This is a genomic window from Shewanella sp. MR-4 (assembly GCF_000014685.1).
Taxonomy (GTDB): domain Bacteria; phylum Pseudomonadota; class Gammaproteobacteria; order Enterobacterales; family Shewanellaceae; genus Shewanella.
The window spans coordinates 1,227,823-1,250,082 of the sequence record NC_008321.1; the positions used below are offsets into that span (position 1 = coordinate 1,227,823).

Consider the following 22,260-nt stretch of genomic DNA (forward strand, 5'->3'; position numbering starts at 1 on the left):
ACAAGACATGAGCCATCAACTTGAGTCTTAATGCGACTCAGGTTTAACGCGACTCTGGTTTAACGCTACTTGGGTTTAACGCTACTTGGGTTTAACGCTACTCGGGATTTAGGCTGGTGGCGATCAATGTATTGCCTGTTCTAACTGCTGTTTATCTTGCTGCACCCAAGCGAGGGTGAGTGTGGCGAGAGCGCTGTAAAAGCCATTGCTGTGCTGGCTATCGCACTCAATGACCTTGGCGACAAACTTGGCTAACCATGAGTCTATACAAGTATTTAGGAAGCTTAACTGGGCAGCATCTTCACTGTGGCAAGCTAAGTGTCCCATATAGGCGAGTATCACGGCTAAGTGATCGGCAGGCTCAGGGAAGTGACTCTGCACTTGCAGTTTACTCTGGTGTAAAAACTCGCTCATTTGTTGATGCTGCTGCCCAAATAGCAAGGGTTCTTCCTCGGGGCTCAAGTACAGGCTGGCATAGGGCGAGGCGCTATATTTTGTGCCTACGAGGAATAAACCGCAATAATCGGCGGCAAGTTCGAGCAAGGCTTCATCGCTCGTTAAGTCATTCAGCACCTTCTGTATGCTGGCGACTGGTGCACTAAACTCGGGTGCATAACCCAGTTGTGTCCAGAATTGCTGCGCTTGCTCACTGGTGAGTTGCTTAAGGCGCTGCTCATCAATTTCACGGGCAAACAGAGAAGACAGCAGCTGATACACTAAGGCTCTGGCATGATTGATATCGACGTTGCTCATCGCATGTTCCTCAAGATTAACAGTGGAATGCGCCTAGTTGACTAGGCGCATCGCCTTGTGGGCTCGGTTAGATTTCGACTTCGATAGGGCCATCGAAGGAGCTGACCTTAGGGACTTTGCCTTGGTATTTCTCAAACTCGACCAGACAAGTATAGGCTGAGCAGGCTTGAGCCAACTTCGATGTGCCAATGTCTAAGGTCAGAGTATTTGGATCGCCATAGCTGCACAGGGCACCGATTTCGGCGCCGCCTTCAACGCTGCCATCTTTACCCACTGGGCCATACCATGCGCCTTCATGAATTCGCACTACGCCTTTAGGGAAGCGATCCGATACCACTGCGCCCGCTAACAGTTGGCCACGGTCGTTAAAGACGCGCACAATATCGCCATCTTTAATGCCGCGCGCTTTGGCATCCACAGGGCTAATGTAGATGGGTTCGCGGCCGTTGACTGTGTAGGTTTCGCGGTATTCCTTCGACTCACACATCTGTGAGTGCAGGCGTTTATCCGGATGGCAAGATTGTAGCCACACAGGATATTTGTCTGACCCTGGGCCACCATGGCTACGCTCGGCTTTTTCCATCCAAATTGGATGGCCTTGGCAGTCGTCATAACCGAACTGTTCAATCTTACGGCTGAAAATTTCAATCAAGCCAGAAGGCGTACCTAATGGATTGATTTCAGGGTCGTTTCTAAAGTCGGCGTGGCGTGTCCACAGCTCGCCATCACCAAAGTGCACATAACCTTGCTTCCAGAAAGTGGCAAAATCTGGCATCTCATACTTACCCGCGTTCGCGGCTTTACACTCGTTATAGAGGGTTTCTATCCACTCCATTTCGCTCATATTGCGGGTGTATTCTTTCTCTTTCCCCATCAGCGCGGCAAAGCGAGTGAAGATTTCAAAGTCTGACAAACTCTCAAACAGCGGCTCGACCATCTTCTGCATCGCCAAAATACCGCGGTTAGCATAGGCGCCGTATACGTCGATATCGTTACGCTCATAGGTGGTGCAGGCGGGCAGCACTATGTCGGAGAAGCGGCAAGTCGCCGTCCAGTTCACATCGATAGTGACCACACATTCCAGTTTATGGAAGGCTTGCTTCATGCGGTTACGGTCTTGATGGTGATTCCATGGGTTATTACCCGAGAAAATCATCATCTTAATATCGGGATACACCACTTTCGAACCGTTGGCATCAATGGTTTTGCCGGGTTCGAGGATCGCATCAATCCAACGGGCGACGGGAATCGTGCTGCTTGCGCCTTTAAAGTCGGTGCTATCGAACAGGGGTTTTTGGTTCTCGTCTAAGTTACGTGGGAAGGCGCCGGGCGCCGCCGCATTTGTCGCAGGCACACCAATACTGGAGTAGTGGTGACCATAGCTGATGCCGCCGCCTGGTAAGCCAATTTGACCTATCATGGTCGCGAGGACTGCGGCCATCCAGTAAGGTTGCTCACCGTGTTGTTGGCGCTGAATACACCAACCCATCATGATTTGGGTGCGGCCCTTAACTAAGGTTTTCGCCAGATCGCGGATGATGTGTGGCTCAACCCCACAGATTGGCGCTGCCCACTCTGGCGTTTTGGCGATACCATCTTTAGTGCCCATCACGTAAGGCACAAACTCTTCAAAGCCTAAGCTATAGCCTTGGATGAATTTATCATCGTAAAGTTTTTGGGTGATCATCTCATGGGCGATGGCCAGCATCAGCGTCACGTCAGTCTGTGGGTTAACATACAACTGTTCACAGCCAAGGTAGGCCTGAGTTTTGGTGACCACAGGGTCGATGCTGATCACGCGGATCTTGCCCTGTTTGACCTTCTCTTTTAACTGCGCGAGGTAAGCGAAGGCCTCATGGGTTTCGGCGTTCCAACCCACTTGCAGGTTTTTATATGGATCGTTTGACCAGAGCACAATAGTGTTGCTGTTTTCTAAGATCAGCGGCCAAGAGGTACCTTGGGCATACACTTCGGTTGAACCTAACACATAGGGCAGAATGGTTTGGCCTGCACCTGTGGAGTAGTCACCGATTTTCTTCACATAGTTGCCGTGCATCCCCACCGCACGCTGCATATGGCTGGTGCTGGAATGCAGTTGCCCAGTGGCGCGCCAGCCGGTTTGCCCCGCGTGTAAGCCCGATGGGCCGTACTTGGTTTGGACTTCATCGAGTGAGTGTTTAAACAGCTTTAATGCTTTATCCCAGGTCACGCGAACGAAGCGGAAATCTCCCCGTTGTTGGGTATTGCTCTTATGGCCTTTCAGTAAAAAGTCTAAGCGAACCATAGGGTAACGCACGCGAGATGGGTTATAGACCATACCGCGGATACCGTTAATCATATCCGTTGGATATTTATCTAAATCGAAGGCTTTGACCTCGGCAATCACACCGTTTTTACGTTTGATTTTAAAGGCGCCAAAGTGTGAGCCCGTGGTCAGCCATTCGTCTTCATTTAAGCCCGTGCTGGCCAGCGCATTTAAGGGCGCTAACACTGAGCTGCCACCTAAAGCAACGAAAGAGGTTGAGGCTAAGCCTTTTAAAAAGTCTCTTCTGTTCATGGTATTACTCCCGAATTAGTGCTCTTTTTTCACGAAGGTTGACGAATGTTCCTGCAGGTATTTCTGCACTAGCGCTTGGGTGTCTTGATCCATGTTCACGAAGGCCAACATGCCTTGGAACATGCCTGGCCAGGTATTGGCATCGAAATGCGCTTCATCTGGCTGGGTGTGGCACACACTACAGCTTGAGCGGAACGTGTCGCGGGCATAGCCCCAGAGTGGTTGCAGCTCGGTGAGCAGGTAATCCTTATCGGTCCAGATTTGGGCTTCAACCCGTTGCCATTTCAGGCCTGTCATTGGGTCTTCTTTCTCTTCAAAGGTTTGGATAACACCTTCGGTTTCGGCGGCATCTTTGCTTAACTGCGCCGACAGAATGTTTACCCCAAAGTCCATGTAGATCACGCGGCCTGCACCGATTTTCTTACGCCAGCCATCGATGCCAATTTTGATGCGCTTACCTTGGGTTTCGAGCACTTTGACTTTAGTGGCTACGTTTAAGGTACCGGCTTCAACGTCACCTTTTTCACTAAAGAACAGTGGCTTAGTCAGGGCGCTGTAGTAGGTTTGGTTGGTTTCGACTGAACTGACGCCAGCGCCCACTTCGGCGATGAGTTCGGGTGCGCGGGCCGTGCCCATTTCAGGTAAATGGTGGGCAATGCCTTTGTGGCAATCGATACAGCTTTGGTCGATTTCGGCGGCGCGTTTCATCTGTTTTTGCGCCAGTGGTGACATGCTTTCCCACTTCATCGAGTTGTAGTTGTGGCAATTCTTACAGGCCAGAGAATTGTCGCGATCGAAACGTTTCCATTCGCGGCTCGCCATTTCGAGGCGTTTAGCTTCAAATTTTTCAGGGGTGTTGACCGTGTTGAATAACCAGCCCCAAACATCGTGCGAAGCTTCCATCTTACGGGCAATCTTACGGCTCCAGTTGTGGGGCACGTGGCAGTCGGGGCAGGTAGCGCGCACGCCAGAGTGATTCGACCAATGCACTGTTTCCTGTAACTCTTGGTAAGGCTTGCTTTCCATACTGTGGCAGCTAATACAGAAGGCTTCGGTGTTGGTGGCTTCCAGTGCGGTGTTAAATCCGCCCCAGAAGATGATGCCCATGATAAAAGCACTGATGCTGACAGCGCCTAAGGTGAGAGCTTTTGTGGGTTTGTTTAGTGTGCGCCAGAGGTTGATTAACCACTTCATAATAGCGTCCTCAAAGTATCAGTGAATTAGTGGCCGACAACGCCGCCGAAGGCTTGGATCATCCAAATGATGAAACCGTAGAGACTGATCCCCGCGACAGTCAGTGCGGGAAAGAGTATGAAAATGATGAATCCCAGCGCCTTTAACTCATTGCTGCGTGAGGACTTATCCGATGTTTGCATAGTGGGCTTTGTCATTGGGAAGAGCTCCGTTCGAAAGCGATTTTTGATGGGAGCACTATAAAGGGGAGATGTGAATGGACTTGCCTGCAGGGATGAATGGGCTTTGACAATATATGAAAAATTATGAAAATTTTAAAAAGCCGATGACTTTTTGTTTTACTGACAGAGAGTTAATCTAATTTCTGTGATCGGACTCGGCAGTTTGTTGTGCGGTTTAGGCGTTTTTTTAAACACTGATTTTGAATTTTTTCGCTAATTATTTACTGAAGTGCAGGCGAGGTCTTAGCTATCTGGCGGCGTTTACAGTATTATCCGCGCCCAACAAAGGCTGCGTTTGTCTCGTTGAAGCCATTTTAACGATGCAAAGCGTCACTGCTTGCAGATCATGGATTTTTCCCGATGTAGGAGAATGATGTGGATCTCTCACCCAAGTCATTGGATTTGGGGCTCTAATCTGCCGCAGCCAGCGTCGCCAATGGTTAAGCCAATTGGTATCGACCCTATTTTAAGAGATCACAAGGTATAACAAGATATGTCTGAGCAATTGAGTTCAACAGCCGTACCCTCTGGTTCGTTTCTGGACCGTTATTTTTCAATTCAACAACGTGGTAGCACAGTTCGCCAAGAAGTGATCGCAGGGTTAACCACCTTCCTCGCTATGGTGTACTCAGTGATTGTGGTACCCAATATGTTAGGCAAAGCGGGATTCGATCCCGGCGCCGTGTTCGTCGCCACCTGTTTAATTGCCTCCTTTGGCTCGCTGCTGATGGGACTCTGGGCAAATCTCCCCATGGCCATTGGTTGTGCGATTTCACTCACCGCCTTTACCGCCTTCGGCTTGGTGTTAGGTCAGGGCATGAGTATCCCTGTGACCTTGGGCGCTATCTTTTGGATGGGCGTGATTTTTACCGTCGTGAGTGTCACGGGCGTGCGTCAATGGGTGCTGGCTAACCTACCGAAGGGGATTGCCCATGGTACAGGTATAGGTATTGGCTTGTTTTTACTCTTAATTGCCACTAACAGTGTGCAGTTGATTGTGGCCAACGACGCGGGTCTGCCAGTGAAGTTAGGCGACATTAACAGCCTGCCCGTTATCGCCACCGTACTGGGGTTAGCGGCCACTATCGGTTTAGAGCGTCGCGGCGTACCCGGCGGGATTTTACTGGTGATTATTGGCCTATCCCTGTTTGGTTTAGTGTTTGATCCAAGCGTGACATTCCAAGGTTTCTTCGCCGTGCCTGATTTTACCTCTGAGCACTCGCTGATTGGCCAAATGGATATTATGGGCGCCTTGAATCCTGTGGTATTACCGATTGTGCTGGCGCTGGTGATGACGGCGATTTTTGATGCCACGGGCACCATCCGCGCGGTGGCAGGGCAAGCCAATCTGCTGGATAAAGACGATAATATCGTCGGCGGTGGCAAGGCGCTGACCTCGGATTCGGTCAGCAGCATGTTTGCGGGGATCGTTGGTGGCGCCCCTGCGGCCGTGTATATCGAATCGGCGGCGGGTACGGCGGCGGGCGGTAAGACAGGTTTAACCGCGACCATAGTGGGCGGATTATTCCTGCTGATGGTGTTTTTAGCGCCGCTCAGCTATTTAGTGCCAGCCTATGCTACGGCGCCTGCGCTGATGTATGTGGGGCTATTGATGCTCAGCAATGTGACTAAGTTGGACTTTAACGACAAGGTCGATGCGATGGCGGGATTAACCTGCGCCGTATTCATCATCCTCAGCTGTAACATTGTGACCGGTATTATGCTCGGCTTTGTGACCTTAGTGGTTGGCCGCATTTTTAGCGGTGAAATCCGTCAGCTTAAGTTAGGCGTGCTCGCTATTACGCTGGGCCTTGTGGCCTTCTATATGGGCGGCTGGGCAATCTAGTTTGCTACTCTCTCTATAAAGTTGAAAGCGAGTGCCGTTAGCACTCGCTTTCATTGACCTCATTGTGTTCACAATAGGCTCGCAGTAAATCCTTCCAAGTCACTATCCCGACTAAATCGCCATTATCGAGCACGGGCAAACAGCCAATATTATGTTCTAGTAGGGTGTGCGTCGCAGCATCGAGCGATACATGCGGCGCAACAGTAACGGGATTACGGGTCATCACCTGATGGACGCGTTTTTGTAGGGTCTCGAGATCCTTAGCGGTTTCGGCGCTACTGCCCAGATTCGGGCTGATGGCACGGAGTAAGTCGCGCTCCGACAATACCCCTTCGAGTTTATATTCATCCACCACCAGCAGATGGTGGAAGTTTGCCTGATCGAAAATATCCTTCGCCACGGTTAAGCGATCGTCCATTTCGACCGTGACGACTCGGGTACGCATAATATCGGCGATAATGATCGGCATGATAAAATCCTTCCTAGGACGTGTATCGTTAATGCACTGTATTACAGATACTTATAACAGACCGATGTTTATTTAGCCAATGTATTAGGGCGGATTTGTGCCTAATCCTGCTCGTCAGTTTCATCCTCTGCCATCAAGGGGTTGCGTAAGTCTTCGGGTAAATGGGCGCCGATATAACGCTGGTACTTTTTCCCTTTCAGTTTATGGGTATCGACCAAGACTAAGCCATCGACACAGTCGCCAAAATCGGCATCGATCCCGAAGGCGAGAAACTTCACCCCATCCTGCTTACACAGCTCGCCGTACTGCTTGTATAGGGTTGGCACCGCGGCGCCCATACTCGCCAGCATTTGTTTGAGTTGCTTAAAGTGGCTTTGGTAATCCTCACCCGAATAGAGTTCATCCAACTGCAACTTGCGCTGCTTGGACAGTCCAAAGGGCGACATTGACACCGCCAGCTGCTGTGCTGGCGCAAACTCCTTGGAGTAGAAATGCACTAACATCTCCCGCGCGCTGCCAGGCAGTTGATTACTGATGGACACTGGGCCAAACAGGTAGCGATATTCGGGATGTTTAGCGAGGAAGGCGCCAATGCCAAACCAGAGATAGTCGAGACTGCGTTTACCCCAATATTTGGGCTGCACAAAGCTGCGGCCAAGTTCTAAGCCTTGTTTAACAAAAGGCATAAAACCATCGGCATATTGGAACAGGGATTGGCTGTAGAGGGCGTTGTCGCCGTAGCGATTTAGCACTTGCTCGCCGCTGGCGAAACGATAGGCGCCGACAATTTCAAACTGCTCTTTATCCCACAACACCAGATGTTGGTAGTAGGAATCATATTTATCGATATCCCGGCGTTTGCCCGTGCCTTCGCCAACGGCGCGAAAGGCGATTTCCCGCAGGCGCCCAATTTCGCGCATGATGGGGTTGCTGTCCTGATGCTGATACAAATAAATCAGCTTGTTATCTTGGGTTTCGCCGAGGAGTTCACATTGTTGCAGCGCCGCCTGTAGCTCTCGGCGCGACTCAGGGTGGGCGATGGCGCTTTGGGTGATAAACAGCGGGTCTTTATCTTTACCGATGCGATACAGATGATTTTTAAGCAGTTTTATCTTGGTCTTTAGCGGGAAATCCATCGAACGCACGGCTTCATTCGGGATAAGCTCGCCGATACGAATGGGCATATTGCGTTTGGCCTGTTTAAACATCTCCTTGACCAGTAACAATGTGGCTAAGGGTTTGTAAATCATCGAGGCGCCGTAGAAGGTGGCCGAGTTTTTAGCATCCAAAAAGATTGGCAGCAGCGGCGCATTACAGGAAATCGCCATCTTCAAAAAGCCCGAGTGCCACTGAGTATCGCGCACCCCGCTCGGGCGCAGGCGAGAGACTTCCCCCGACGGGAAAATCAGTACCGCGCCTTCATTACGCAGATGCTGGTGGATTTTTTCGAGGTGCTGTTTCGGCGTGCCGCCCGTCATATTGCGCACTGGCAGCAGGATAGAATGCAAAGGTTCGAGCGCCATCAGAAGCTCGTTCGCCACGACCTTGATATCGGGGCGAATTTCGCTGACCAGTTTAATCAGGGCAAGCGCATCGAGGGAGCCAATTGGATGATTGGCGAAGATCACCACGCGGCCCTCACAGGGAATATTTTCGACCTCGTTGGCGGGCACGGTAAAGCTAAAATCGAAGCTGGCGAGCACTTGCTCGACAAAGTCGACCCCTTGTAGATAGGCAAACTGATTGGCTATCTCGTTACATTGTTTTTCATTCAACAGGTAACGCAGCATGGCCTTAGTCGGCTTGGCTAACCAAGGTTTGTCCTTGAGGGCGGGTAGGTTTTGCTCCACCACATTATCGACAGTAAAGATCATCGAACTGGCTTTTAAGGCGGGCAGTGGCATGGCTGCGTCCTGCGCTAATGCGTTGGCGCTTAATGTGTTAGGACTTAATAAATCAGCGTTTGGGGTATGAGGTGTTAATGGGTTCATGATTAGGCAACATCCCTTGGTTGGATTTCTGCTTGTTTGGGGCTGTGTGTGGCCGTTTGTGGAATAGGTTTTGGGGCGTTAACAGGTGCTTTGGGCGGCGTTTGCGCCAGCACAATACTGCTCAGAATATCGAGGTTTACGCTTTGCTCGTTCCAGCGGCAGAGCTGTAATTCCCCGTTTAAGGTTTCGGTGATCAGGCTGCAGTTTTCGACCCAGTCGCCATCATTGGCATAGATTATTTGGCGCTTATCTGGTGTGGTGTATTGGTTATCTCGAGCGTGAATCGATAGCTCTGGCTGGTGGATATGGCCGCAGATGACGCCATCCACATCATAGTGCTGCGCATAATTCACTACGGCCTGGCGAAAACGGGCGATAGCCGTCTGCGCCTTGCCAACGCGGGATTTGATATAGCTGGCGAGTGACCAATACGGGTAGCCTAAACGCTCTCGCAGGCGATGGAGATTGCGGTTGAGGAATAGCAACAAGTCGTAGAGATGATCGCCCAAGATGGCGTAGAAGCGGCCAACGCAAACATCGGCATCGAACTGATCGCCATGCAGCATTAACAGTTTGTGTCCGCCAATCCCCTGATGAATATGTTGGCGAGCAATCTTGATATTCAGCAGCGTCAGTTCGGCATAGGGCTTGATTAGCTCATCGTGGTTACCCGGCAGATATATCACCTGAGTGCCGTTTTGTGCCAGTTCAATCAGCTTTTGCAATACCTTATTGTGACTCCCGGGCCAGTGCAGGCGGCGTTTGAGCGCCCATAAATCCACAATATCGCCGACCAGATACAAGTGCTGACAACGCACGGTATTTAATAGGCTTAACAGATAGTCGGCTTTGCAATCCTTACAACCGAGATGGATATCCGATAGCCAAAGGGCGTTGACTGTGATGGTTTGGTTATTTGCGGCGTTGCTGGCGTTGGCAATATGTGGGGTTGAGAAGGAAGTGTCGTAAACACTGGATGGAGCATTGTCGGAAGAGTTGGAAGGAGTGTTACGGGAAGAGTTTCGGGGAGTCTTGAGTGCGTCGATAAGCGTGCGATCAAGTCCCCTGTAATTAGCTCCAGTCATCTCATATTCACCCTATGCGGCTGTTGACTGCCTTAGAGATTAGTGATGGGCTTTGACTGAATGATGAAGCTTAAGTGACATGCAGATGACAGCAAGGGCGATTGGGCTGGAGTTAACCCAACAAGATTCCGTTCTGGGTGCATTGACTGTCGATAGATTGAGTTAACTCATTTTTGCCCCATTCCGAGTTTCGGCTCGTTAGCTCAACCGAAAATTCCCACACCTACTGCCATACATATTCTTATCTATTTGCCTATGTTTGGCCTTACCAGAAATCGACTAACAATGTATGGGTATACAGTCGTATTTAAATTTAGGTATTTTGGTATGATTTTAAGACAAAATCAGTGCGCACTAATTCCATTCGCAATAAATAAAACGCTATAAAATCAATTGACTATAGAGGCTGAGTTTTAGTTAATAGGTTTGGAAAACGCGCATGCGCGTTTTTCCAGATGGTGTATTAAACAAAAAGCTGATAAGTTCTTTGCATACAGATAGTTAACCGTGCGCGTTTTCACTGGTCCAACGAGGTAAACGCGCATGCGCATGAATAAAATGTTAGCCAAATCAATCAAATTTCAGTAGGTTTTGAATGAATAGAAAACATGAGCAATCGATAGCTGACAGTTTCTCGAATCATTTTACGAGATATGCGGCTACTCAAGGAAGACAGATCAATAGGTGCAGCCTCGACGGGCAAGATGCGATTCTAGGTGCGGACTATATTTTCACAGATACGTCAAACTTTGCTCTCATTGAGTTCAAATATGAAGAACGAGATATTAGGGCTGAAGGTCGTAAGCCTCTTCGCTCTCAATTGTGTGTCCGTCTTGACCAAGAGCAAAATCGGCAGATTCAGAGTTTAAAGTGCCATTATATCGCTTGGTCCCGTAAGAGAAGTAATCGAACTGTGGAGTTAAACCAGTATTATCCTGAGGTCTGCAATAACGCTATATTTACTGATACCAGTTACCCTCAATTGGTACAAGATGAACCTCAAATCCAATCTCGGATCTCAGCAGACGATGCATTTACTAGTTTCTTAAACGGTGATATTGGCTCTAATTACTATACATTTAAGCAATATACAAATTGGTTAATGACCCTAGGCGGACACGAAGGCTCTACTATCGAAGTTATGCTCGATAATCCCGATAGTGATCAACTTGATATTATTGACTTTCCATCAATTGAATTGATGAAAAATTGGCTAGATCACAATAAACCAAGTCGACAAAACACTTATACTCCACCAAGCCCTTAAAAATTTGGCTAACAAAGCATTTAAGAGTGATTCTCAACGCTTGGCATTTTTTATTCCATCGTTGGGTTTCGTGTTTACGGTGGCATGGTTTAGGCTAGGTGGCAGCGTTGCTCACACCTTAATGCGGCGTTAACCCATAGAAATTTTAATCCGAAATTCATTAATCCGAGCTAAAAGTCTAACGCGGAAATGTCCCAAAACATGCTGCGTATTTCTTTTTAAAACTTACAGATTACGCCAACGCTAAATAGGTGAGCCATGGAGGTTTGCGAGACGACCGTCCGCCCCATGGACGGGGCGGTCGAGCATCCACGGATGGACTCGCTGCGTGTCGTCGAGCAAATACCATGGGTCGCCCTTTTATATTGAACGTTCTTTTGTCCCAACTGAGTTATGTGATGATGAGTGGAGTTTGTGCGGCTAACCCACACTCAACGAAGTAATCAAAACTGCTTGTTTGTGTATGAGTTCGTGTTTGAATCAGTATAAAAAAGGGGAGTCAGTTAATCTGACTCCCCTTGATATTTAAGGTGATGTTGCGCTTAGAACAGCAAATGAGCCACGCCGGCAATGACTGGCAGAGTGACTAAGGTACGCAGTACGAACACGACAAAAAGCTCAACAAAATTCACTGGAATTTTACTGCCAATCAGCAGTGCGCCGACTTCACTCATGTAAATCAGCTGGGTTACTGATAAGGCGGCAATCACAAAGCGGGTCATATCCGATTCGATAGAGCTGGCTAAAATCGACGGGATAAACATATCGGCAAAGCCAACAACGATAGTTTTAGAGGCTTCGGTCGCTTCGGGGATATGCAGCAGTTCCAGTAACGGAATAAACGGCATACCTAAGTAATTGAAGATAGGTGTATGCTCGGCGATGATCAGCGCCGTGGTACCAATGGCCATTACCACGGGGAGAATGCCAAACACCATATCGATAACGTTTTTAACGCCTTCATTTAAAACGGCTTTGACACCACCAGCACTGGCAGCTTTCTCGAGTGCTTTATCAAAGCCCCAAGAGAGTGCGCCGTGCCCAGCGGGGATCATCTCATCGTCGGGTTGACGTGGCGTATCGTCGATATAGTTATCTTTCTTCCACGACAGTGGTGGCAGCTTAGGCACAATCACGGCTGCCGCAAAACCCGCTAAACATACTGTCAGGTAGAAGGGCACAAACATATGCTCTAACTTCACCTGTGAGATCACCACTAAGCTGAAGGTAATAGAGACCGCCGAGAAGGTCGTACCGATAACCGCGGCTTCCCTTTGGGTGTAAAAACGCGCTTCGTATTGCTTGCTGGTCAGCAAAATCCCAACGCTGCCGTCACCTAACCAAGAGGCCATACAGTCGATGGCGCTGCGACCTGGTAGGTTAAACACAGGGCGCATTACCTTGGTCAGCAGGGTGCCAAATAGCTCTAATAGACCGAAGTTTAACAGCAGCGGCAGTAGCATACCGGCGAAGATAAACACCGAGAAGAGTACGGGTAACAGGTCGTTCAGTACTAAGGCGCCAGTGCTCGATGAGTGAATGGCTTCGGGGCCAATGCCTAAATAGGTTAGTACGATAAAGATGGCGCCGACCACACGAGTCGTAAGCCACAGCGGGCTGATATTGAGTAAACCATTGAGGAAGTGACTGTTCATCACAAACTTAGGTTTGAGCAACTTAGTCAGCACAGAGGCCGAGGCCATGGCGACGACGATCACTGTCACGATTAAGGTTAATACATCGCTTAACACGCTTTGCAGCGCTTTAGAGATGATTGCGATAGGGATGGTTATCGCGTCGTTGTAGCTGATAGGGGTCATAAACAGCAGCAGACCGATCAGCGAAGGGACGATAAAGGTGAGTATCGTCTTAATGTTGCGGTTTTTATGTTCAGTAGCCAATGGTGTACACCTTAAAGTACGAATCGCACAAATAATCTTGAACAAATTGCCCCTCAAAGCCGCATGTTAGGCGGATATTGGATGCATTTTCATTCAACTCAAAATCGAGAAGGGGGAAGATTACTCGCTTAGCGCTGCCATGTAAAACGATTCGGAAATTTGTTTGAGATAAGCAGCAAAATAGCATAGTTATTTGGGCAATTTCTGAATACTGATCTTGGCGGATTTCGAAGGTTTGTTTTGTTTTTAAACAATAAAATCAATATTTTATGTTTGTGTGTTGTTGCGAGTTTATCGAGTTGTTTTATTCTTGTTCTTGTTAGCATCTAAGGTCGGTTTTGTGCAAATTTTTTCCTTAGATTCTTCGAATATTCAGCTTTTGTTGTTTTTTTGGTCGTTATAGGTAACGGCACTTCAGTCTTAGCTGATGCAATGTGAGCTAGTTAACATCAATTGTCATGGGTTAGTTAACATCGATTAAAATCCATAATTCACTGAATGACTTGTGCATTTTTATGCGATTTTTACTCGCTATTTGCATATTTGAAATTGAAATATGACTAAGTGTAGGGTTGGCAGGGCAGTGACTAAAAAGTCGTAAATAGTGATGAAATAAAATATTTATCCTAAAGAGGATGAACGCCGCTTTAATTCTTTTCAATTCCATGTAAGTTAGTACTACTTTGGTTAGGCTAAATTATCCATGACTGTTACAAAAATGAATGTCGCGACAAGAGGTTTTGCGCTCGCCACTAAGTTTGGTTTTATTGGTATTTTTGGATTATTGCTCGGGATAGGTGTGGCGGTGTTAGGCTTCGAACACACAGAGACCCGATCCTTCAACTTTTTGAATCATACCTTGAGTGAATTAGGCACCTACGGGCATTCATCCCTGGCGGTAGTGCTCAATGGCGGCTTGTTTTTTGGTAGCTTAAGCATTGTTTTTTATTGCCTTTCATCCTTGCAAACCGTGAGTGGTTTTTGGGGATACCCCTTCTTTTGTGCGCTGGCGCTGACGTTTTTAGCTTTGGCCTGTGTGGGGTTGTTTCCGGTCAATGTGTATCACTTGCATATTCTTGCCCTGAAGTGGTTTTTTTACTTCGGCAGCACAAGTGCAATCTGTTATCTGCTGTGGGCTGGGCTTAATTCACAGAGGCGGCAATCCTGGACGCTATTGTTAGCGCTTGTAGTATTGCTGAGCATGATGACCTTTCTCTATGCACCGCTATTAGATCTGGGCTTAACCGAGGGCGACAGGCCTTTCTATCAAGAAATGGTGTTGCAACTGCCTAGGCCCGATTTGTGGTGGCCGGCATTGCTGGAGTGGATTGGGCTTGGGAGTTTATTGGGGTGGACTGTGACGCTGCTGCTAAACCCTAAATGGCTCACTCAGGAGCAAGCTCCCGAGTGAGTGATTTTAGTGATTAACCCATAAAGCTATCAGCTTAAGGATTTCAGTCCCGCCTCGCCAAACCAGTAACCGTTGCAGTGCTCATCGCTTCGAGGAAACTGAGCATCCGTTGCCCCAGTCTTTAACGCCTCGACCAGTGCATCGGCCTTACTGATGCAGGCTAAGCTGCTGGGTGAAACCCGAAATACATCGACGCCCATTTTTATCATTTCATTGAGTTCGCTGCGCAAATCGACACAGTTGGCCGACTGGGTTTGGATGCCGTTTAACCTGAGTAAGGGTTGCGCCTCTTGCGTCTGTGCCAGTAAGCCCTTGCTGTATTGGCGGCAAACGGTTTCGCAGCTGTCCTTCGACAAGTGTTGATGCCTTGCAGTAAAGCAGCGCGCCGAGTGGGCGAGTGGCAAATAGCCATGGCCGAGCACTTCGACTTCGAATGCAGGCTTTTGTGCGACCACTTGGCTAAGCCAAGTCTTTGACAGTTCTACTGGCATCACAAAGCGCTGCATACCAAAGCGCTGCAAAATATCTAAACTGGCGCGATTGTAGTTGTTGATACTGGCGCCGCAGACAAAGGGCAGCTTGTGCTCCTTGGCGAGATACACGGCCGCCATGTCGTTGGCCTCAATGCTAAATTCGCCATTATCGACCTGACGTTTAAGCTCTGTGTATTCAGACGGTGCTTCGATAAGGGCGAGTGTCGACAGCACCACCTCTTTACCCGCAGATTTAAGCATTTTGGCCAGTTCGAGATAGTCGCCAAACTTGAGTTCGCGTCGACGGCTACAAACGGCTTCACCCAAATACACTAACGGGATCTGACTGTTGGCCACTTGTTGGTAAAAGTCGATGACCTGTTGTTTTTCCCAGCAATAGAGCAGTGGGCCGAGGGAAATTTTCATAATCGTTTCTTCTTCTGGTTATCGCTAGGGCTATTGCCAGTCACGCTCGTAGGCGCCTAAGGTGGTAATTTGGCCTTCGGAGACTTTCGCGAGGGCTTGCTCCCAATGGGCCTGAGTCTGGAATTTATCTGGATTATTAAGGTAAGTATCAATCGCTTGACGCCAAACCTTGGTCACTTGCTCCACATAGGCAGGGCTGCGCTGACGCCCCTCAATCTTGAGTGACACTATTCCCGCTTTGGCAAGCTCAGGCAGCAGGCTAAGGGTATTTAAACTGGTGGGAGACTCGAGCAGATATTGCGGTTTATCATCGTCTTGGGTGAGATAACGGCCTTTACAGACGACGGGGTAACCCATTTGTTCATCGAGCCCTGACTTATCAATCAAGACTTCGTTGAGGCGAGTCAATCTGTCTTGGCCCTGTTCCTGCCAGCGCACGTGTTTCGCTGGCGAGCAAGAGCCGCCAGTATTTGGCGATTGGCCAGTGACATAGGAGGATAAGTGGCAGCGGCCTTCGGCCATAATGCACAGGCTGCCAAAGGCAAAGACCTCTAAATCGACTGGGCTGACCTTAGCGAGGTCGCGCACTTGTTTCATCGACAGCACTCTGGGTAATACCACCCGCGCGATATTAAAAGCCTCTTTATAAAAGCTCAGCGCGCCCAAGTTGGTGGCGCTCGCCTGTACCGATAAATGCAGCGGAATATGCGGATATTGCCTGTGGGCATAGTCGAGTAGTGACAGATCGGCGACGATTAAGGCATCGACCCCAATACTGGCCGCCAAGTCGATGGCTTGATACCAGCGGTGTTCCTCATTCGGCTTAGGAAAGGTATTTAAAGTGAGGAAGATTTTCTTGCCCCGCTGATGGGTCAAATCGGCGGCTTCCTGTAATTTTGCGGGGGTGAAGTTTAAGCCCGCGAATGAACGTGCATTGGTATCATCCTTTAACCCAAGGTAGACAGCATCGGCTCCGGCCTGCAGCGCCGACTTTAGCGAGGCCAGGTTTCCTGCTGGACACAACAACTCCATAATGGTGCTCCCGATAAAATAACAGGGGCAGAGTGTAGGGAAGATTGAATGGCGGTGAATTGATTTAAAACAGGTTTAAGATCATAAAATCTCGGTAAACTGGGAGATATAGTGTTTTTTATCCTTAGGTAGCCGCTTATGTCCGCTGTTTTTTCAGCTAATCTTGCAAAACAACTGCTCGAACTCACCCCAAAACTGATCCGTTTGCCACTCTCCAAAGTGCCCTTTAGCCTCAAGGCCAAGGTGCTTAGCCAACTCTTAACACAGCTGCTGGCGCCGCAGGCCGAAGATGGCGAGTTAGCTTTCTTGGCGGACAAGTGGGTTGCGATTCGGGTTGAAGATTTAAATCTGTATTTTGAAGTGAGTTTCGATGGCCGTTGGCAGGTGCGTGAGCTGACCGATGCCCAGGTCAGCTTTAGTGCCAATTCCGCCGAGCTCTTATTGGTCGCTGCGGCAAAAGAAGACCCTGATACACTGTTTTTCCAACGTAAACTGAGCATTGAAGGCGATACCGAGTTAGGGCTTGAGGTGAAAAATCTGCTGCTGAGTATCGAGTTTGCCAGCCTGCCGACACCCATTCGCTTAAGCGTTGAAAAGCTGGCCGATGCCATTGTGCGTTTGCAGCTTGAGGCAAAACCGACGGTGATTTTGGCTAAATCCCCAAGCTTAAGCTGATGCGAACTTGGCTGTAATCAAGTGATAAACAAAAGCCCCGCTGACATTGCGGGGCTTTTGTTTAGCTTGGACGGGCGATACCCACTTAAATTTTTTGCGTGAGTATGGCGAATTTGACCAACAGCTCGTCGTGGGACTCGACGCGGTTAGGGTCGGGGTCAATACAATCAATCGGACAGACGGAGACGCAGGTCGGCTTATCGTAATGGCCTACGCATTCGGTGCAGCGGTCTGGGTCGATTTCATAGATTTCTTCCCCCATGGTGATGGCCTGATTCGGACATTCAGGTTCACACATGTCGCAATTGATGCAGCTGTCGTCGATCAGTAATGCCATGCCTTAGCCTGCTTCGTGTGGGTTACGGGTATCCTGACCTTGGGGCAGGTTACGCAGTAAAATGCCGTGGTTCAGATCAACCTCTTTCGGCACGGGCAAGTAAACGGTATGGCCCGAACCTAATCCCGCTTCAACCGATTCGGCTTTGCGGTTCTCGAGTTGCTCGATGGTGAGGCTGATATTGCCCTGTGGCGTCATTAATTCAACACTATCACCGACAGAGAATTTGTTCTTCACTTCGATTTCGGCAAGGCCAGCCAGATTGCGTTTACCGGTTAATTCGCCCACAAATTGTTGGGTATCGCTGACCGAGTAGCCATAGTCGTAGTTTTGATATTCATCATGTACGTGGCGACGTAAGAAACCTTCGGTATAGCCGCGGTGTGCTAAGCCTTCGAGTTGGTTCATCAGGCTGCGATCGAAGCTCTTGCCTGAGGCGGCATCGTCGATGGCCTGACGGTATAGCTGGGCGGTACGGGCAACATAGTAGAACGACTTAGTACGGCCTTCGATCTTCAGCGAGTCGATGCCCATTTTCGCCAAACGCTCAACGTGTTGGATTGCGCGCAAGTCCTTAGAGTTCATGATATAAGTGCCATGCTCATCTTCAAACGCTGGCATATATTCGCCGGGGCGATTGGCTTCTTGCAGCAGGAAGATTTGGTCGGTCGCAGGACCCGTGCCCAAGGTTGGCGTCTCGATTTGCACCGCATTGGGGGTGGCAATGATATCGCCAGAGTCAGTTTGCTGCGCTTCGTGCACATCGTATTTCCAGCGGCAGGCGTTAGTGCAAGTGCCTTGGTTTGGATCGCGCTTATTGATATAACCCGACAGTAAACAACGGCCAGAGTAAGCCATACACAGGGCGCCGTGGACAAACACTTCTAGTTCGATATCGGGGCAGCGTTGACGGATTTCTTCGATTTCATCTAAGGATAATTCGCGGGATAAAATTACCCGTTTAATGCCTTGGGTCTGCCAGAATTTGACCGATGCCCAGTTAATGGCGTTGGCTTGCACCGATAAATGCACCACCTGCTCAGGGAAGGCCTCACGTACCATCATGATAAGGCCAGGATCTGACATGATCAGCGCATCGGGCTTCATCGCCACTACCGGTTCCATATCTTTGATATAGGTTTTGAGCTTGGCGTTGTGGGGAGCAATGTTACTCACCACATAAAGCTTTTTACCCAACGCATGGGCTTCTTCGATACCCGTCGCGAGGTTTTCCATTTTAAAGTCGTTATTACGAACCCTCAGGCTGTATCTCGGCTGGCCGGCATACACGGCATCTGCACCATAGGCAAAAGCGTAACGCATGTTTTTCAGCGTCCCAGCGGGAGATAACAACTCAGGTTTAAACATAATGACTCTCGAATTGGTTGGTAGATGGAGGCGCAGTGCGCGGGGGCGGCATTTTACACAATCAAAGTAGGGTTATGCAAATTGCTCCGCCTAAGATTAGGTATAGTTCGCATTTTACGAATATACCTGAAAGCCTGATAATGGCGGTAAATTGAGGCGAAGACCGGATTGGCTATTTCTAGCCTGGTTGAATTGATTTACCTTGAGATGGTCGATGCCATTCTGGGTGAAATTGATAACAGCGTCATACAAATAATTAACGTCTGTTGCTTTTTTCTGCCCATCAATCGGTGGGCAACTGATATACTCCAACTATTGAAGATTTATGTTTGCAGATTGATGGGAGCGAAGATGTCTACCGAACATCTACTGTTAGTCGGATTACTCAAAAAATTAAAAGATGATGCTTTAGTGCTACCGACTCTGCCCGAAGTAGCCATGCGGGTACAAGAAGTGGTGAGTCGCTCCGATGCGAGCCTAAAGCAAGTGGCTGAGGTGATCGGTCAAGATGCGGCGATTTCGGCGCGTATTATTAAAGTCGCCAACAGTGCTTTGTATAGCCGTGGCATTCCCGCCGAGAGCATTAATAGTGCGGTCTCCCGTATCGGTTTAATCCAAATTAAGAGTATTGCGACCTCAGTAGCTATGGAGCAGCTCTTTATTTCTACCAATGAAATGGTATGGGAAGTGATGGATGAAGTGTGGCGCACCTCGATTGAAGTAACGGCCGCCGCCTGCGCCATGTTGCAAATGTACAATAAGCGTCACCCCGGTCAGCTCAATCTCGATACCTTAACATTGGCAGGTCTAGTCCATAATATCGGTGCATTACCAGTACTGACCGAAGCCGAAGCCCATCCAGAGTTATTCACTAGCATTGATCAATTGCGCTCTTTAGTACGTAAAATGCAAGGTCCACTGGGACGTGCGGTGTTAAAGAGTTGGGCTTTTGCGCCAGAGGTGATGGAAGTGGTTGAGCGTTGGGCGGATTTACCTTATCTGCCGGACCATGTGACCTACTTAGATTTTATCCGTGCCGCAGCCTTTTACACCGGTGAGTTACGTGCCGGTGCCGATTTTGAGCAACGGATGGAAGTCTTTGTGAGTCGTGGTTTACCCGTTTCGGCGAGTGATTTAGCGAGTGATGAATTTATGGATAAATTCCATTCAATCAGAGAGAGTTACCAGTAGTCGTAGGGCCTAGAGGGAAGCCAATCTTACTCCGTGCTGGGGAGAATGGTGTATTAAGCTTACGTGGTAAGATTGAGGCCAAACTATGGTTATTCTGGGATTTATCGGTTTAGCATTGGTTATTATCTTGATAGCCGTGCTCTATATTTTACTTGCAAGATATCAGGCTCTGCGGCTACAGCAGCGATTTTTGGCGCAGTTATGCCCCCAGCTCGATCAACAAAAGATTGAACGCCGCCCCCTTAATATTCCTATCGTGCCGCAGGAGTTTGCGCCCCTGTACCACTCCTTAAATGAGATGCTCGCAGCGCTGCCTGCGGGTATGGGCAAGGACAAACTCACTGGGCTGAATAACCGTGTCGGACTCAAGCGCTCATTGACGGCTATGATGCCTATCACCCATGGCACCTTAGTGCTCATCGATATCTATCGTTTTCGCTATGTGAATGATCTCTTTGGTTTTGTATTTGGGGATATTCTGCTTAAACAGTTTGCCGATCGCTTAACCAGCTTAAGTCTTAAACCTAAGTTGATTGCGCGTCTAAACGGTGATGAGTTTTTCCTCTATTACGAGCAAAGTCTGTCCGAGGAGCAATTGCTGCATTTACGTGGCCGTTTACAAGTTCCCTTTAAAATTAAAGATACGCCTGTGAGTGTGCGAATGCAGATTGGTTGTTTGCAATTGGCTGAGCACCATACCGATGTGAGCCATATGCTCAGAAGGCTAGATCTCGCCCTTAAAAAGGCTCGTGCCACTCGCAGCGCTATCGCCTGTTACAGTGAGAATGACGATATTCGTCAGTTGAGGGAGCTTAAGATTATCGACAGTCTTCCCAGTGGCTTACAGCGGAATCATTTGTATATGGTGTACCAGCCTAAGCAGGATATTCACACTGGAGCTTGCACCCAAGTAGAGGCTCTAATTCGCTGGGAGCATGAGGAACTCGGGTTTATTTCCCCCGCAGAATTCATTCCGCTGGCAGAATGCGCCGGCATGATAGATCTAGTGAGCAATTGGGCGCTGGAGCAAGTGCTACAGCAGCAGGTAAAGTGGCGTGTAGCAGGTATCTCTGTATGTGTGGCGCTTAATCTCTCGACCCGTGATCTCGATAGTGAAACCTTACCCAATGAGATAGCGACCCGCCTCGAACATTATAAATTATCGCCAGAATGCTTAATGATTGAGATTACCGAAAGCACTCTGATGGCGGATTTAAACAAGGCCGTGGATACCTTGGAACAAATTCGTCGCCTTGGGGTGAAATTGGCGATCGATGATTTTGGCACAGGCCATTCATCGCTGGCGTATTTAAAGCATTTACCCGCCAATGAAGTCAAAATCGATAAAGCCTTTCTTCGGGATCTTGAGCCGAATAAGCCCTCTGAATATATCCTTGAGGCCAGCATCAATATCGCTAAAAAGCTCGGCTACGAGGTGACAGTAGAAGGTGTTGAAACGATCGAAGTCCATGATATGTTGGTGAATATGGGCGTCGATCGTATTCAAGGGATTGTTTATGCTAAGCCTATGCGGGCCGCAGAGCTTGAAATGAACTGGGAGCAGCTTCGGCCAACGCCTGAAATGCTCTGCGTGAATGGTTCACATCCCTAGGCTTAATTGGGTAATTAAGTCGGCGGGCATGGGCGCAAGTTGCCGAGCTTGATTCATACATACCATTTCGATAGTAGCCGTAACCGCTGGTTTTTTACCGTTTGGGCGCCAAATTTCCTGATGCCAGACGGTGCGATATTTACTCTCAAAGTAGAACTTAGTGCGGATATCGATGATATCGGCAAACTCCACTCCTTCGTGGCACAACATGTCGCTGCGATACACCGCAAAACCCAATTGCTGCTGTTGCCAGAGGTCGCGTAAACGCTCGGCGCCAATCACATGCTCACGGGCGCGCTCGAAGTATTTCAAAAAGTTCGGGTGATACACCACGCCAGAAAAATCCGTATCTTCATAGTAAATTTGCACAGGGAAAGAATAACTTGGGCTAAATTGCGGCATGGCGTTTTCGATATGAAGTATGTTGAGTGAGCGCAGTCTAGCGGTTTAT

General features: G+C 48.8%; 19 protein-coding genes. 6 read left to right on the forward strand and 13 right to left on the reverse strand.

Annotation, left to right across the window (positions count from 1 at the left end; genetic code table 11):
* Window positions 1–123 precede the first annotated feature (123 nt).
* The 4 genes from torD to torE all read right to left on the reverse strand — a co-directional run bounded on the left by torD (window position 124) and on the right by torE (window position 4,701).
* On the reverse strand, window positions 124–753 hold the full coding sequence (gene torD, locus SHEWMR4_RS05490; protein ID WP_011621841.1) for a molecular chaperone TorD: 630 nt from the start codon (window positions 751–753) through the stop codon (window positions 124–126).
* Window positions 754–820: 67 nt separating this feature from the next.
* Window positions 821–3,310, reverse strand: a complete 2,490-nt coding sequence (gene torA / locus SHEWMR4_RS05495) for a trimethylamine-N-oxide reductase TorA (RefSeq protein WP_011621842.1) — start codon at window positions 3,308–3,310, stop codon at window positions 821–823.
* Between the two features lie 15 nt (window positions 3,311–3,325).
* On the reverse strand, window positions 3,326–4,504 hold the full coding sequence (gene torC / locus SHEWMR4_RS05500; protein ID WP_011621843.1) for a pentaheme c-type cytochrome TorC: 1,179 nt from the start codon (window positions 4,502–4,504) through the stop codon (window positions 3,326–3,328).
* A gap of 26 nt (window positions 4,505–4,530) precedes the next feature.
* Window positions 4,531–4,701, reverse strand: a complete 171-nt coding sequence (gene torE / locus SHEWMR4_RS05505) for a trimethylamine N-oxide reductase system protein TorE (protein WP_011621844.1) — start codon at window positions 4,699–4,701, stop codon at window positions 4,531–4,533.
* Window positions 4,702–5,218: 517 nt separating this feature from the next.
* Here torE and SHEWMR4_RS05510 point away from each other — a divergent pair.
* The gene (locus tag SHEWMR4_RS05510) at window positions 5,219–6,571 is read left to right on the forward strand and encodes an NCS2 family permease (protein WP_011621845.1); all 1,353 of its coding nucleotides are present in this window, start codon (window positions 5,219–5,221) and stop codon (window positions 6,569–6,571) included.
* 37 nt (window positions 6,572–6,608) lie between these two features.
* Here SHEWMR4_RS05510 and SHEWMR4_RS05515 read toward each other — a convergent pair whose 3' ends face one another.
* From SHEWMR4_RS05515 to SHEWMR4_RS05525, 3 genes are all read right to left on the reverse strand, one after another.
* Window positions 6,609–7,040: a CBS domain-containing protein gene (locus SHEWMR4_RS05515; RefSeq protein ID WP_011621846.1), complete on the reverse strand. Its 432-nt coding sequence runs from the start codon at window positions 7,038–7,040 to the stop codon at window positions 6,609–6,611.
* A gap of 101 nt (window positions 7,041–7,141) precedes the next feature.
* On the reverse strand, window positions 7,142–9,031 hold the full coding sequence (locus SHEWMR4_RS05520) for a GNAT family N-acyltransferase (RefSeq protein ID WP_011621847.1): 1,890 nt from the start codon (window positions 9,029–9,031) through the stop codon (window positions 7,142–7,144).
* Between the two features lie 2 nt (window positions 9,032–9,033).
* Complete coding sequence (locus tag SHEWMR4_RS05525) at window positions 9,034–10,116, reverse strand: UDP-2,3-diacylglucosamine diphosphatase (RefSeq protein ID WP_011621848.1); 1,083 nt, start codon at window positions 10,114–10,116, stop codon at window positions 9,034–9,036.
* Window positions 10,117–10,711: 595 nt separating this feature from the next.
* Here SHEWMR4_RS05525 and SHEWMR4_RS05530 point away from each other — a divergent pair.
* Window positions 10,712–11,383 (forward strand): hypothetical protein, encoded by a 672-nt coding sequence (locus SHEWMR4_RS05530; protein WP_041408721.1) that lies wholly within the window; start codon window positions 10,712–10,714, stop codon window positions 11,381–11,383.
* 542 nt (window positions 11,384–11,925) lie between these two features.
* Here the strand turns inward: SHEWMR4_RS05530 and SHEWMR4_RS05535 are convergent.
* On the reverse strand, window positions 11,926–13,284 hold the full coding sequence (locus tag SHEWMR4_RS05535) for a YjiH family protein (RefSeq protein ID WP_011621849.1): 1,359 nt from the start codon (window positions 13,282–13,284) through the stop codon (window positions 11,926–11,928).
* A gap of 703 nt (window positions 13,285–13,987) precedes the next feature.
* Between SHEWMR4_RS05535 and SHEWMR4_RS05540 the strand changes: the two genes are divergently transcribed.
* Complete coding sequence (locus SHEWMR4_RS05540) at window positions 13,988–14,695, forward strand: DUF998 domain-containing protein (RefSeq protein WP_011621850.1); 708 nt, start codon at window positions 13,988–13,990, stop codon at window positions 14,693–14,695.
* A gap of 29 nt (window positions 14,696–14,724) precedes the next feature.
* On the opposite strand, the gene SHEWMR4_RS05545 is transcribed toward SHEWMR4_RS05540, so the two are convergent.
* Window positions 14,725–15,594: a U32 family peptidase gene (locus SHEWMR4_RS05545; protein WP_011621851.1), complete on the reverse strand. Its 870-nt coding sequence runs from the start codon at window positions 15,592–15,594 to the stop codon at window positions 14,725–14,727.
* Between the two features lie 30 nt (window positions 15,595–15,624).
* Window positions 15,625–16,626, reverse strand: coding sequence for a ubiquinone anaerobic biosynthesis protein UbiU (gene ubiU, locus SHEWMR4_RS05550; RefSeq protein ID WP_011621852.1), 1,002 nt, complete (start codon window positions 16,624–16,626; stop codon window positions 15,625–15,627).
* A gap of 138 nt (window positions 16,627–16,764) precedes the next feature.
* Between ubiU and ubiT the strand changes: the two genes are divergently transcribed.
* On the forward strand, window positions 16,765–17,301 hold the full coding sequence (gene ubiT, locus SHEWMR4_RS05555; protein WP_011621853.1) for a ubiquinone anaerobic biosynthesis accessory factor UbiT: 537 nt from the start codon (window positions 16,765–16,767) through the stop codon (window positions 17,299–17,301).
* A gap of 85 nt (window positions 17,302–17,386) precedes the next feature.
* Here the strand turns inward: ubiT and SHEWMR4_RS05560 are convergent, their stop codons facing one another.
* Entirely contained in the window at window positions 17,387–17,638 is a 252-nt protein-coding gene (locus SHEWMR4_RS05560; protein WP_011621854.1) for a YfhL family 4Fe-4S dicluster ferredoxin, read from the reverse strand.
* 3 nt (window positions 17,639–17,641) lie between these two features.
* Window positions 17,642–19,006 carry a tRNA 5-hydroxyuridine modification protein YegQ gene (gene yegQ / locus SHEWMR4_RS05565; RefSeq protein WP_011621855.1) on the reverse strand — a complete coding sequence of 455 codons (1,365 nt, stop codon included), beginning with the start codon at window positions 19,004–19,006 and terminating at the stop codon, window positions 17,642–17,644.
* 351 nt (window positions 19,007–19,357) lie between these two features.
* Here yegQ and SHEWMR4_RS05570 point away from each other — a divergent pair, with 351 nt between their 5' ends.
* Window positions 19,358–20,197: an HDOD domain-containing protein gene (locus tag SHEWMR4_RS05570; RefSeq protein ID WP_011621856.1), complete on the forward strand. Its 840-nt coding sequence runs from the start codon at window positions 19,358–19,360 to the stop codon at window positions 20,195–20,197.
* Between the two features lie 85 nt (window positions 20,198–20,282).
* Entirely contained in the window at window positions 20,283–21,809 is a 1,527-nt protein-coding gene (locus SHEWMR4_RS05575; RefSeq protein WP_011621857.1) for a putative bifunctional diguanylate cyclase/phosphodiesterase, read from the forward strand.
* Here the strand turns inward: SHEWMR4_RS05575 and SHEWMR4_RS05580 are convergent.
* Window positions 21,798–22,211, reverse strand: a complete 414-nt coding sequence (locus tag SHEWMR4_RS05580) for a thioesterase family protein (protein ID WP_011621858.1) — start codon at window positions 22,209–22,211, stop codon at window positions 21,798–21,800. The genes SHEWMR4_RS05575 and SHEWMR4_RS05580 overlap by 12 nt on opposite strands.
* Window positions 22,212–22,260 lie beyond the last annotated feature (49 nt).